Genomic DNA, 12,151 nt, shown 5'->3' with positions numbered 1-12,151 from the left:
ATCCTTTAGAGCGGATCATCAAAGAGATCAAGAGAAGAACGAAAGTTGTAGGAGCTTTTCCGGATGGTAAGTCCGCTCTCATGTTAGCTACTGCAAGGTTAAGGCATGTTGCCTCTACTAAGTGGGGAACTAAAAAGTATGTTGACATGGAGAAGTTAAAAGAGTTAAAAATTTCAAAGCTCACGGCTTGACGGTATTCAGAGCCTTGCTTAAAATTTAAATTGTGCGAAACTTTAAGGACACTATCTTTTGGAGCATTCGGATATTGCATTCGAACTTATAATTGCCCCTCTACCCGATACTTTTAGGCTTTTTAAGCGGTTTAAGGGAATTTCAAATTCTTGTTCGCCTTTAATAGAAACGAAAAGCCTTGCTCCTGAGATTGAAACACTAGAGCCATAGGATTGTATCGCAACATGTTTTACCATAGAAGTAACCAAGTATAGCGTTAGACACCATTACAATTATCGGTCCTACGCTGGCAGTCTTTAGTTTTGGTTGATAAAATATTGTCCGAATCCTTGGGTTTTTCCATCCGCAATGTATTCAACCTGCACAGAATCATGACTAATGTTCTGTATGTGAATATCATTTCGTGGCTTTTTAGGCCGTAAGTCTTCTGGGAAAATTTTTAATATGCTTTCTATTAGATCTTTGGCTTTGTCTTTGGGTAGAGGAGTGATTAAGTCAAATTCCCAAAATTTTGATTGGAATTTAATAAATTTGCTGAATGTTTGTTTATCAAATATCACTCTAATATACTGTCTTGAGGAGCTGCCTGGGGCCACATAAAGTGACTTTATTCCTTTCGAGTTTATCTTTTGTGTTTCCTCTTTTGAGAATTCTATTTTATAAAATTTGGAAAAGAGAGCAGTTTGGGAAATATCGGTATTTTCGTAATCGTAATCAAGAGAATGTAAGTTGCCGCTATTCTGATATATATCCAAAAGCAAGGTTTTCCCAGTCCATCCATTTTCAATCTTGAAAGCGTGAAAAGAATTTCCATCTACGGAATATAGTTGATAAACTTTGTATCCATCAAAGGAATTTCTTCGGATTCGGAAGCCGCCTGAAGGTCCTTTGGGGACGGGGAGAGCGTAGTGATTGCTTTTTCGTTTGTGTTTTGCTTCAGGATTACTTGTATCTTTAAAATGATCATCTAATCCGGCTAAGTTTTCCAAACTGTCAAACCACTTTGGTGTAAGAGTTTTGTTTTTGACTAATCCTTTCAGCGGTTCTGTTAAGAGTAACTTTTCCCATTCCGTCTTCCCTGGATATCGGATGAAACCATCAGCTATTTTCTTACCGTATAGTTTAATTTCTATTTTGATTCTGAATTTCTTTTCTAACTTATCTCCCCAATTTACTTTGTTGGATTTAATTTCTGGAATTAAAGTATTCTTATCAAAAATTAGACTAGGGATGGATTCTCGAGAAACTGTATATAAAATGTTCTTTAGTATGGAAGTATGCGGATCACTTTTTCTTTGCGAAATTGATTCTAATGCCTTTGGTTTGTTTACTGGTAATACTATATAACCTCTTTTATCTTTTTGGGCAAAAGCAACAAGTGTTTGATAGTTACTCTCGATCGGCTTTCTTTTAAATAGCAGATACGGCTTTAGCACGTTAAAAAATTCCTCTGGATTTTCAGAATTGACTTCGAGAGAATTTTCTAGCGTATAACCAACCCGTAGGCCTTTCTCAGCAATAAGTATAGGGAGAAATCTTTCCCCAAAGACTCCGTCTTTAAAAAGTGGTTTCTTGTATGGATATTTTGAATCGGTTTTGTCTTTCGATTTGATAGACAAAAATTGAATATTACTCGGTAAAAATCTAGATAAGGATTCGGAATCAAATCCTTCGGATTTATCTTTTGAACCAAATGATAAATTCCCAGAATCTGTTTCGACTGCGTAAGCCATCACCATAGCTGCATCTATAATATGACTTCCTGTTGGTTGAGGGTTCTGCTTACCAAGATTCGGAAATTTTTCAGCAAGTTCTTTTCGCATATATGGAAGGTCAACCGTTCTAGGTTCATAAAAAGAGAAAGAAGGAACCTTGATTATCAAGGATTTGGTAATAAAATCCTGATTTTTGAGGAGCAAACTACGGATCCTTTTAGCTAAATACAATTGGGTCCCATTTACTCGAGCTTTTAATTGGCCGGACAAAAGCTCGAAAACTTTGGGTCGTAGAGATTTTATAAAAAGAGCATGGCGTAGGCAGTCCCGCTCATTTGGAGCCAATCTATCAAATACAATTCTAGTGGTGCCTCTTTCTATATCCAGGCGATCAATCGTATCTGATATATTTCTTTGGATTGAATCAACTTCTTTGGTTCCAAATATTATGTTTAAATATTTTTCGTCCAAATCGTTGAGGCCATATTCCCGATTGCCTTTGGACTGGTTTCCTTCTCGGGAAGCATAAATCAAATTTGCCTCTGCATTTAAAGCTGTTCCGAATTGTTTTTGAGTCCAGGAACGAGGCAAGATATGATCTATTTCGCCTTTTGAAATTTTCTTACCAGTATATGGGCAAAGTTCCCGAGAAGCTGCTTTGATTCTTTCCTGCTTTGAGTTTAGTTTTGTGTCAAACTCTTCGACAGATTTCTTTAGTTGGTCTTTTTTCTTCTTTGAAAGCTTCTTTAGCTCCGCGAGTTCGTAACGAAAATTAAATGAATTCTCTTCAATCAAAAGCGGAATTTCGACTACCTCGATTTTTGAAGAATTTTTATTAGACAGAAGCCTTTCAATTTCTATCCTTTTTAGTTTAACGATTTCAAAAGCGATCCTGTCTAGAAGCATCGCTAATTGTCCATCAAAGGGGCGACCTGTATCCGATACTTGTTTGGATGCTTGAGCTTGAGGGCCTCGGTCTGTATCAATTAAAGTGGATCTCCAATGATTTTCTTCCTGACAAGATCTACAGACTTTCGAGAATCCTGACCTATCCACGGAGATTAAATTATAGAGTTGAGCAATACTATAAGGATTATTAAAGTAACTCTTTGATACGTTTTGAAACCCTAACCTTTCTTTTAGGACTTGTTCAAGTCTTTCAGATGATTTTATAGTGTTTTGATATACTTTATATACATCGTTCTTTTTATCGATTTCTCCTTTTTTGATTTTTTTGAGTAATATTGAATATTCTACTACAAACTCATTCTGAATCGATCGAATTTCTTCAATTGATTTTGCCAATGAATTCAGAGAGGAGCGACCATCAAACTTTTCAGTCCAAAGTATTAAGAAATTTTGAAATGCGTCTTGAGAAAATTTGACGTTTAAAACATTTCCAACGAGACTTGAGAGATTCTTTTTTTTAGAACCTGTCTTGGTGTTGCATTTGTGAAAAAGAGATATATCTTGATTTTCTTCATGCGCGATTGATTTCGGAATTTCTTTATGCTTTCTTTCAGGGGCCGTTGGGAGCCACATTCCTTTTTTAATATCAGCTACTTCAAGATAATAACGGTTTGCCAGTTTTATAAATTGGTCTGTATCTGATTCACTCAGGATCTCTTTAATTTTCTCGTATGCATCCGAAGCTTTTTGTAGATCGGTTTTAGATAGTGATTCGGTGGTTTTGATTTCTTTCTTGGCCTTTCCTTGCAGTCGTAAGGACCAAGGATCCAAATTGGCCGACCGATCGTAAGCGCTCAATTAACCCCAGGGTAAGCTATCGATCGAATCGTGTTAAACTTATGAGATGAGCAAAGCAAGAAAGAGTCGGGAAGAATATATAGCAGAATATCAAGAAAGCGGCTTGAGCCAGAAGGCTTACTGCGAAGAGTCGGGAATCAGCGTAAGCACGTTAGGTTATTGGCTTCGTCATAGCAAAGAGAAAGTGAAAACGGCAGGCTCTGAGAAAAGGCTCGTGCCAATAAACTTAGGAAGTTTAGAGGCGAGTAAAGGTGTGGAAATAAAAATAAGCCGGAGTGGAGAAATAAACATAACGATACAAGGGAAATAGGAATGATATTTCGAGATCCGAAGAGTCTGCGAGTATATGTCCGACCGGGAAGGACAGATATGAGGAAATCGTGGAACGGTTTGAGTACTATAGTGAAAAAAGAAATGTCGAAGGATGTGTATTCGGAATATCTGTTTTTGTTCTGTGGCAAGAGCCGAGATCGATTGAAATGTCTGTATTGGGACGGAAACGGCTTTTGCATATGGCAGAAGCGGCTCGAAAAGGGAAAGTTTCCGTGGCCTGAATCGGAGGAATCGGCGTTGGACTTAAGTTGGCGTGAAGTATCCTGGCTACTGAAGGGTATAGATTTTAGAAAAGAGCATCGATTAATGGATGTATCCGGCCTTCGATAAAAAGTTCTTGAAGAAAGCAGGACAAGAAATATAAAAGCAGAGTGTCTAGAGAGGAACTTTTAGCGGAAAACGAAGAGCTTAAAGTATTATTGCATAATATACAGAAAGATAATGCGTCTCTTCGTTCTAAGATTAGTTCTTTGGAGAATCTCGTTCTCGGCTATCGCAAAGAATTGTATGGAAGCAAATCGGAGAAGATAGACCCGAGCGAAATCCTACAGGGAAAATTGTTCAACGAAATAGAAGAATCACAAAACGATTCTCCCGGGTTATACAATGGACATGCGGACGAGAAAGTCGAAATCCATTCTCATACTCGCAAAAAACCTGGTAGAAAGCCGATCCCGGATCATATACCGAGAGAGGAAATCATTCATGATATCCCTGAATCGGAGAAGATCTGTAACTGCGGGCAAGAACTTAGCCGGATCGGAGAAGAGACATCCGAGAAGCTGGATATCATTCCTCAGAAGGTATTTGTTGTAAAACACATCCGATACAAATACGCATGCAAACATTGTAATGGAGACGAAAGAAACGAAGCGGGAAGCGTAATAAAGACGGCCCCTCTTCCTCCGCAGTTACTACCGCAAAGTATTGCAACGCCGGGGCTTGTAGCGTATCTCTTAACGAGTAAATTCGTAGATCATCTTCCATTTTACAGAATGGAGAAGATATTTCGTAGAATGGGTCTGGAATTGCCCCGTTCAACGATGTGCAATTGGACAAAACAAGTGTATGAGAAGTGCAAGCCATTCGTTTCTATTTTAAAACAACAGTTACTCGAAGGATCTTTGATCGGGATAGACGAAACTACGCTTCAAGTAATGAAAGAACCGAACAGATCCAATACGACTAAGTCGTATATGTGGCTGTTTCGAGGAGGTCATCCGGATAAACCGGTATTACTTTATCTTTATAGAGAAACAAGGTCTGCGGAGTTCATCCCGAAATTCTTGAATCGATACCAGGGTTGTATTCAGACCGACGCTTTTAGTAGCTATGATTCCAATTTTAGAAATTGGAAAGGAGTGCTTCATGGAGGATGCTTCGCGCACGCGAGAAGGAAATTTTACTCGGTCTGGCAGTCGGAAGAAGATCGTATTGCAGGCTATGTCATCTTAAGACTCAGGGAAGTCTACGCGGTCGAAAAAGAAATTCGAAAACAAAAACTTCACTCTCTATGTTTATTTTCAAAGATTCAAAAAATCAGGGAAGAAAAATCAAAACCTATTTTGGATGATTTAAAAACATTCTTAGACAGCGCCTATTCTCAAGTCCTTCCAAAGAGTCCGATCGGCGAGGCAATTCGTTATACCTTAAACGAATGGGAGCGATTGACGATTTATCTTTCTCATGGAGAATTTTATATCGATAACAATCTTGTCGAAAATGGAATTCGACCCTTCGTAATCGGACGAAAGAATTGGCTATTCTCAGGCAGCCCTGACGGAGCTGAGGCCAGCACTTTCTTTTTTTCTATCGTTCAAACCGCTATCGCTAACAAAAAAGATCCCTATGCCGTCCTTCGTACTCTTTTCGAAGGGGTGCCTGCCTCCCATTTAACACAAGATTTTGAAAGTCTTTTTTCAAAATCGATGGGATGGGTTTAATTGAGCGCTTACGACCGATCTAGAAATCGTTGGAGTATAACGGCGCGAACATCTAATTTTATATTGGAATGTGAACGTTCATAAATTTGTATCTGTTCAGAAAGAGATTTGCCCTCGCTAATTGTGTCGTCGGTTCGAAAGTCTTTTGTGATCAACTGTTCAAAAGGATTGTTCTTTTCATTTCTTATCAACTTCCATAGGGATTGCTCCCAGCCTGGAAAGTATCTGTCTAAGATTTTGCCGTCTAACCATAAATTTTGGCAACGTGGAGGGTGTCTGTTGTTTTGATCTTCGTACGGTGGAATTGTATCCTTAGGGTCTATTTCCTCTAGGAAGCTTATAATATCTTTAGAGGGGGAGTAGATTGATGTATCTCGAATTATTTTTAACTTTCCATTTTCAAGTTGCGAGAGTAATTTTTGTCTAATAAGACGCTTTGAACTATTTTTCGGATCTATGTGCCAAGATCGAATCCATCTTGCAATATAGGTGTGTAATCTTCTAGGTTCCCATATTTCTTTTTCCTTCATATCTTTATCATTAAAATATGCTCGAAGTGGTTTTATTTGTAGATTAGATATATTTTGAATTAGATTTAGAAATTTCTTTTCTTCTATTTTGTTCTTTTGTAAACACTCCATTAATTTTATTTTTCGCGGAAAATCTTCTTTTATCTCCTCGAAATACTTTAGTCTGTGTCTTGCGCCATTGTTTTGCTCAGATTCGAATGCTTCCTTCTGTTCTCTAATATACTTCAGTATATTTTTATCCTCTTTCGTCTCAGGTTCTTTAGAAGGGACAAGCTTATTAAGCTCCAGATTTTCTGAGGAGAAAAAATGATATAATACGGTTTGAATCGGCAGAGATTTTTCATAATCTTGAACATTCGGAAAATAATCCTCTATTTCTCCCCAAGGAGCTTGTCCGAGTTCATTTCCTTCTGTTTCGATGGATTGAAAAGTGTAGCCCCTTCTTGTCAGGAGCGACTGTAATGATGTTTTTACTTCAGGGGTCAAATCTTGTTCAGGAATTCTATAATGATATCTTATGATCAAATATACTAATCTGCGAGCCAATTTCATCCGTGTGTAATTTCTTCTCTGATGACGTTTTGCTCTCCTGTCCACTTGAGATAACTTTAAATTATCCGAAATTATAGTCGCGCCATGAATTTCTGTAGGAAGAGCATTTGGTTGGTATGTTGTGTATACTATTCCCGTATTCTTTGCTCCCAAATCTATTGCAATCGGAGATTTTAATATCATATAACACCTTCTTTATTGATAGCGATTTAAATCTTTAATTTTCGTGATGGTTTAATATGCTGGTTCGTAGGTTTTATAAATAAAAAATAGTAGCACAAGGGAAATTAGCGTTATGCGCTTTCTGTGCTGTGACTCCATTTGACTTTTTTATAAGAAACTATGCTTCTATCAAGCGAATTTTCAAAATGACCCATCCTCAGATAAACGGACATCGAGATAGGCAACTTTAAAGTAAGCGGGGTTACGATAAACAGTTTCCCAAGAATTTGAAAAGGAAGGAGTCAAAGGTATTATGTTCAGAACTTGGCCTTGTTTCTGGCATTATAAGTCACTGGAAGAAGAAATTTGCTCTTGAATTTCCCGACAATGAAGATCTCAAAATTGCAGCAGGCAGGAGGATTCAAGCTTTAGAGAAAGAAGTTTCTCTTCTGAAGGGGCAAGGAGACATTTTAAAAAAGGCCGTGGGCATCACTTTGAATCTTTAGAAGATAAAATATACCTACTGCCAGGACACAAACAAAGAGAAAGCTACCGAAAAGCACAACCGCTCGAAAATTCCCGCCCGGAATATCTTTCATGCATTCCGTTCCGAAGCCAAGTGTCAGATAAGTAGAACACAATAATATTCGGAAATTCTCCATCAAGAATCGACAATCACATGGATTCAAAAATCGCTTTATCCGGATTCGGAGAACTATAACCAGGCTGTGTACAGGTAGTCTGCGCGTATGACGGGTCAAATCCGTACAAACCGAAACTATAATAACTACGAGTAGAAATTCCCTGACTTGTCGGGAACGTACATCTTCCCGTTCTATCAGCAAGATGAGCCGCGTTTACGTCGGCGCATCCCGTTCCCTGACTAGTTCCGGTCGCCATAAAATCATAACACCTACGATAATCGTCGATCTCGTTCGAATTAGTCGCTGCGGTAATCGTTCCGTTCGCAATATTAGTTTTATAAAATGTATTGAATCCTGAGACGAATTTGACCTGCAAAATATACGTACCTGCGGCCATATTCACTCTCGCGAATTCCGAGTCCGTCATTTGGCTAGATGCAATAGTCGTCGCTGGAGAAGTAGGAGAAGAATAATAATATAGATCTAAATCGGTCGAGGGATAACCGAATACGTTGAAAATATGCGGAACGGCACTACCGATCGTAACCGCAAAGAAGCTGCTCGGGTCCTGTGCGCTTATCGGTCGATTAAATGCATTCGGAACATTCAAAGAAATCGCAGGCGTCGGCCGATAGCGAATCGTTTTTGAAAGCACTACGGCTCCTTGGCTCCGGACGGTAATATTCACCGTCGTATTTTCCGAATACTTAGACAAGTTCGGCATTATGAATTGCAAAGTGTTGACGTCCAAAACAGTCACTCCGGTCGCGTTGACCGAATCCACGCTGACCGCATAATTGGAGCTAGCGGCAGTAAACGATCCCGTACTAGTTACGGTATTGACTGTACCGGGAAACCCTAACACCGGATTAAAATCTGCGACCGATAAATTATAAAGAAGTAGGAACAGCATCATATTTTGATCGGAGTTCCCCCCTCCTTTCTTGCACGAAGATAGTAGCAGAAGAAAAGGAATAATTAAAGTAAGAAGACGACTGTTTAGCTTCATACGAATCCCTATAGAACAAAATAGAAATAAGGCAATTATTTTTTTATAACATTTGCAGGAATGGAATTCAAAAAAGAATAAAATATTCCTAATGTACGTAAAACTACTTATAAAGATTCCACGAATCTACGTACTACTACCAACCTCTTATTTTCGCCGAATGATTTCGGAATGCGCATCTGACTTCGGATCCAACCGGATTCTCGTGATGCCTCGCTCGATTTTTTTTTCGTACAAAATTTATTTTATAGATCCAGTCAGATTTTCACATAGATCCTATATAAAGTTTATTGCGATCTTCAGTGTCTTTGAAATTTCACTCGATCTTGGCTTTGGACTTCGATAGATCTCTTGATCGATGCGAGATTTTTTACTGGGAATTTCCGACGATTTTTTTACGAAAGATAGAAAAGGCCAGAGATTCCGATTCCTTCAAGGAGGAAATCTCTAAGAAATAAAATCATTCCTAAAGGTAAAAACCGGAACCGCAAAGAGATTCCGGAAATTGCCAAAGCGATGGCCCTTGCGGTTCCAACTAGAACCGTTCTGCATTCGAATTTTTATACGAGGACTGTCACAGTATGTTCGTATCGACGTCTTTCTTATAAAGAAGGAGAATAACTATGAATCTTAGATTCGATTACGCAAAAGCGTATCCGGCTGCATTGCAAGCGATGTTGTCCTTGGAGGAATTCACTAAATCGGGAGGAATCGATTCCAATCTACGTGAACTGATTAAAATCCGGGCTTCGCAAATAAACGGCTGCGCATTTTGTCTTCACATGCATACCAAGGACGCTCGATCGGCCGGCGAGGAGGAAAAAAGAATCTATTTACTCAACGCTTGGAGGGAATCCCCTTACTATACCGAAAAGGAAAGAGCCGCTTTAGAGATTACGGAATACGTAACGAAAATTTCTCAAGAAGGATTGCCGGACCGCGTATACGAAAATGCAAGAGCCTATTTCGACGAAAAAGAATTCGTGGCCCTGATCATGTTAATAAACACGATAAATTCATGGAATCGGATCGCAATAACCACCGGAAAACAGGCGCCCGTCGTATAATCATAGGAAAGAGTTTAAATTATAATTGATTACAATAATTTAAACTCTTTCGATCGAGCGCGGATTTTATTCGGTCCGAAACCGGCCCACTAAGGAGCTTAAGTGCGAAGCCTGTCCTCGCATCTCCCCGGAGTATCCGGTCACTTGATCGGCACCGGCCGCTATTTCCTGCGTTCCTTCCGAAATACTAAGAATCGTTTTAGTAATCTCGTCGGTTGCCCTTTTTTGTTCGAGCACTGCCTCTTCGATTTGCATGCTAAAATTCATCAGACTGGAGGCACTCTGCCGAATCTCGACGGTATTATTCTCTTGCGTTTTTACCGAAACAAGAACGCTCTTTGCCGTCCGATCAAACTCTTCGACTCGTACTTTCAAGCGTTTTAAGACCTCGGAGGCTTCTCCCACCTTAGCGTTTCCGTTCGCGACCGCTTCGTTGGTCGAATTCACTAAATTGCCTATTTCTTGCACCGATACCGACGTCTTGGTCGCAAGCTTTCCGATCTCCTCCGCGACGACCGCAAAACCCTTACCCGCATCCCCAGCGCGAGCCGCTTCGATTGCGGCGTTCAGAGCCAAGAGATTCGTCTTTTCGGAAATATCCGTGATAATCGATAAGATTTCCGTAATGCGTGAAGCAGAATCCCGGATCCCGGCCATCGCTCTCATGGAGGAGCTCATCGCGTTTTCTCCACTCGATGCTTCTTCCTTCGATTGCGTCGCTAGACCGGCCAATCCTTGCATTTCCTGATTAATACTGGCGATCTGTTCGCGTAACAGGACCACGTTACCGTCGATCTCCTTCATATTAGAGACCGCTCTTTCCATGGATTTTCCCACGTTCTCCGCGGAAGAGGCAAGCTCTTCGACGGCTGCCGATGATTCTTCCGCTGCGGAAGCTTGAGTTTGTGCGACGTCCGAAAAATGACTCGAGGAAAAATTCATCTCGTCCGAAGTCTTAGAGATTTTCACCGCAGTAGAACTGATTTCCGCCACTATTTTACGAAGACCGTCCCTCATTTGTGCCATTGCCCCTAAAACTTTTCCGATCTCGTCATCCCTATCGTAATCGGAGTGCACCGTAAGATTTCCCTTCGCAATCTCCTGGGAAAATCCGATCGCTTGCAAAAGCCCCGAAGTGATCAATCTCTTAAAAATGACGTTTAAAACTATCAACACGGTGATCAGGATCAAAGCCGAACTCACTATGCTCTCCAAAATGACTTTGCTTAAATCTTCCCAAAAAATCGACATAGGAATACTGATCTTTACGACCCAATGTCTCGTGTCTCTTCCCAGTCGGAAAGGAAGATAATAATGTAAATGATCCTCGGATTCGAAAGAAAATCTCTTAGCTTGTTCCTTTGTCCGAAGGACTAAATCCAATTCTTCCGAATTCGGAAGTTGTTTACCCAGAAGCTCCGGATGTAAACTATGAGCCGCATACAATCCCTTAGGTGAAATTAAGGAAATATATCCTTGTCCGCGGAAGGGCTTTATATCTTTAAAAAAAGCCTGAAGCTGGTCCAAAGCGATATCGATGCCCGCTACTCCGTAGAAGTTTGCTTCCAGGCTGATCGGAGCAACAAGCGATATCATCCAGACATCCTTGCCGGCAACCGGATAAACGTAGGGATCGATCACCGCCATCTCATTAGTTCTTTTTGGAATATTATAATATTCTGCTTTTTCATCGTTAGTGTCATAATTCACGCTAGGTTCCAAATCCAAGACATTCACACCCTTTGATCGACCGACATAAGGTACGAATCTTCCGCTAGCATCATGGCCGACGGTGTTTCGAAATTGCGCATCTTTCCCGTCAAAAGCGTTGGGCTCGTAAATCAGCCACATTCCGAACCAATTTTTATTCCGTCCTAACATTCCTCGAATCGCGCTGACGACCTGGCTTCTTTCCGGAGTTGAATAGATCAAAGGCCACCGAAATCCACGGATCATCCCCAAACCTACGTCAAGCATGTCCTTTACTTCCAATGCCCAGCGTTCCGCAGTGACTTCGGAATTGCGCTCTATTTCACTTCGAAGATTTCTATAGGAGGAAATCGAATTGATTACGGTTAAAAGGGAAAAACCCGCGATCAAAACCAAGGAGACATAGACGGAAACTCTCGTACGAATACTCATAGCGAGGTGTAAGGATGCATAGGCCCCTTTTTTTAAAAGTAAAAAAGTTAATTCTCGATTGTAATATCTCCCGTTTTTACGATCTCGATGCGTAA

General features: G+C 40.2%; 11 protein-coding genes. 6 read left to right on the top strand and 5 right to left on the bottom strand.

The window, feature by feature from the left end:
- Positions 1 to 191, top strand: a 191-nt coding sequence (locus LEP1GSC047_RS00420; protein ID WP_020988018.1) for a transposase, incomplete at its 5' end; no start/stop codon positions are given.
- 51 nt (positions 192 to 242) lie between these two features.
- On the opposite strand, the gene LEP1GSC047_RS22440 is transcribed toward LEP1GSC047_RS00420, so the two are convergent.
- Positions 243 to 428: a CRISPR-associated endonuclease Cas1 gene (locus LEP1GSC047_RS22440; RefSeq protein ID WP_146036935.1), complete on the bottom strand. Its 186-nt coding sequence runs from the start codon at positions 426 to 428 to the stop codon at positions 243 to 245.
- A 60-nt stretch (positions 429 to 488) separates the two neighbouring features.
- Positions 489 to 3,674: an HNH endonuclease domain-containing protein gene (locus tag LEP1GSC047_RS00415; RefSeq protein WP_039933712.1), complete on the bottom strand. Its 3,186-nt coding sequence runs from the start codon at positions 3,672 to 3,674 to the stop codon at positions 489 to 491.
- 46 nt (positions 3,675 to 3,720) lie between these two features.
- Here LEP1GSC047_RS00415 and tnpA point away from each other — a divergent pair, with 46 nt between their 5' ends.
- Genes tnpA through tnpC form a run of 3 tightly spaced genes read left to right on the top strand, consistent with a single transcriptional unit; the run spans position 3,721 to position 5,950 of the window.
- Complete coding sequence (gene tnpA, locus LEP1GSC047_RS00410) at positions 3,721 to 3,984, top strand: IS66 family insertion sequence element accessory protein TnpA (RefSeq protein ID WP_010410263.1); 264 nt, start codon at positions 3,721 to 3,723, stop codon at positions 3,982 to 3,984.
- A gap of 2 nt (positions 3,985 to 3,986) precedes the next feature.
- Positions 3,987 to 4,337, top strand: coding sequence for an IS66 family insertion sequence element accessory protein TnpB (gene tnpB, locus LEP1GSC047_RS22435; protein WP_010410257.1), 351 nt, complete (start codon positions 3,987 to 3,989; stop codon positions 4,335 to 4,337).
- A 41-nt stretch (positions 4,338 to 4,378) separates the two neighbouring features.
- Positions 4,379 to 5,950 carry an IS66 family transposase gene (tnpC, locus tag LEP1GSC047_RS00400; protein WP_010410250.1) on the top strand — a complete coding sequence of 524 codons (1,572 nt, stop codon included), beginning with the start codon at positions 4,379 to 4,381 and terminating at the stop codon, positions 5,948 to 5,950.
- An 8-nt stretch (positions 5,951 to 5,958) separates the two neighbouring features.
- On the opposite strand, the gene LEP1GSC047_RS00395 is transcribed toward tnpC, so the two are convergent.
- On the bottom strand, positions 5,959 to 7,215 hold the full coding sequence (locus LEP1GSC047_RS00395) for a hypothetical protein (protein WP_010410244.1): 1,257 nt from the start codon (positions 7,213 to 7,215) through the stop codon (positions 5,959 to 5,961).
- A gap of 266 nt (positions 7,216 to 7,481) precedes the next feature.
- Here LEP1GSC047_RS00395 and LEP1GSC047_RS00390 point away from each other — a divergent pair, with 266 nt between their 5' ends.
- Positions 7,482 to 7,700 carry a hypothetical protein gene (locus LEP1GSC047_RS00390; protein ID WP_010410240.1) on the top strand — a complete coding sequence of 73 codons (219 nt, stop codon included), beginning with the start codon at positions 7,482 to 7,484 and terminating at the stop codon, positions 7,698 to 7,700.
- Between the two features lie 169 nt (positions 7,701 to 7,869).
- On the opposite strand, the gene LEP1GSC047_RS00385 is transcribed toward LEP1GSC047_RS00390, so the two are convergent.
- Positions 7,870 to 8,754 (bottom strand): hypothetical protein, encoded by an 885-nt coding sequence (locus tag LEP1GSC047_RS00385; RefSeq protein WP_238325494.1) that lies wholly within the window; start codon positions 8,752 to 8,754, stop codon positions 7,870 to 7,872.
- Positions 8,755 to 9,470: 716 nt separating this feature from the next.
- Here LEP1GSC047_RS00385 and LEP1GSC047_RS00380 point away from each other — a divergent pair.
- The gene (locus tag LEP1GSC047_RS00380; RefSeq protein WP_010410236.1) at positions 9,471 to 9,914 is read left to right on the top strand and encodes a carboxymuconolactone decarboxylase family protein; all 444 of its coding nucleotides are present in this window, start codon (positions 9,471 to 9,473) and stop codon (positions 9,912 to 9,914) included.
- Between the two features lie 66 nt (positions 9,915 to 9,980).
- Here LEP1GSC047_RS00380 and LEP1GSC047_RS00375 read toward each other — a convergent pair whose 3' ends face one another.
- Positions 9,981 to 12,056: a methyl-accepting chemotaxis protein gene (locus tag LEP1GSC047_RS00375; RefSeq protein ID WP_010410233.1), complete on the bottom strand. Its 2,076-nt coding sequence runs from the start codon at positions 12,054 to 12,056 to the stop codon at positions 9,981 to 9,983.
- Between the last annotated feature and the right edge of the window lie 95 nt (positions 12,057 to 12,151).

It is taken from the genome of Leptospira inadai serovar Lyme str. 10 (genome assembly GCF_000243675.2).
GTDB classification, from domain to species: Bacteria; Spirochaetota; Leptospiria; order Leptospirales; family Leptospiraceae; genus Leptospira_B; species Leptospira_B inadai.
The sequence above is the reverse complement of the archived record's forward strand: the minus strand, read 5'-3'. Positions and strand labels throughout refer to the sequence as shown.

Bases quoted from the DNA above. Each gene is read 5' to 3' on its own strand.
- tnpA (WP_010410263.1), top strand. From the start codon at position 3,721: ATGAGCAAAGCAAGAAAGAGTCGGGAAGAATATATAGCAGAATATCAA.
- LEP1GSC047_RS22440 (WP_146036935.1), bottom strand. From the start codon at position 428: ATGGTAAAACATGTTGCGATACAATCCTATGGCTCTAGTGTTTCAATC.
- LEP1GSC047_RS00395 (WP_010410244.1), bottom strand. From the start codon at position 7,215: ATGATATTAAAATCTCCGATTGCAATAGATTTGGGAGCAAAGAATACG.
- LEP1GSC047_RS00375 (WP_010410233.1), bottom strand. From the start codon at position 12,056: ATGAGTATTCGTACGAGAGTTTCCGTCTATGTCTCCTTGGTTTTGATC.
- LEP1GSC047_RS00385 (WP_238325494.1), bottom strand. From the start codon at position 8,754: ATGATGCTGTTCCTACTTCTTTATAATTTATCGGTCGCAGATTTTAAT.
- tnpB (WP_010410257.1), top strand. From the start codon at position 3,987: ATGATATTTCGAGATCCGAAGAGTCTGCGAGTATATGTCCGACCGGGA.
- LEP1GSC047_RS00380 (WP_010410236.1), top strand. From the start codon at position 9,471: ATGAATCTTAGATTCGATTACGCAAAAGCGTATCCGGCTGCATTGCAA.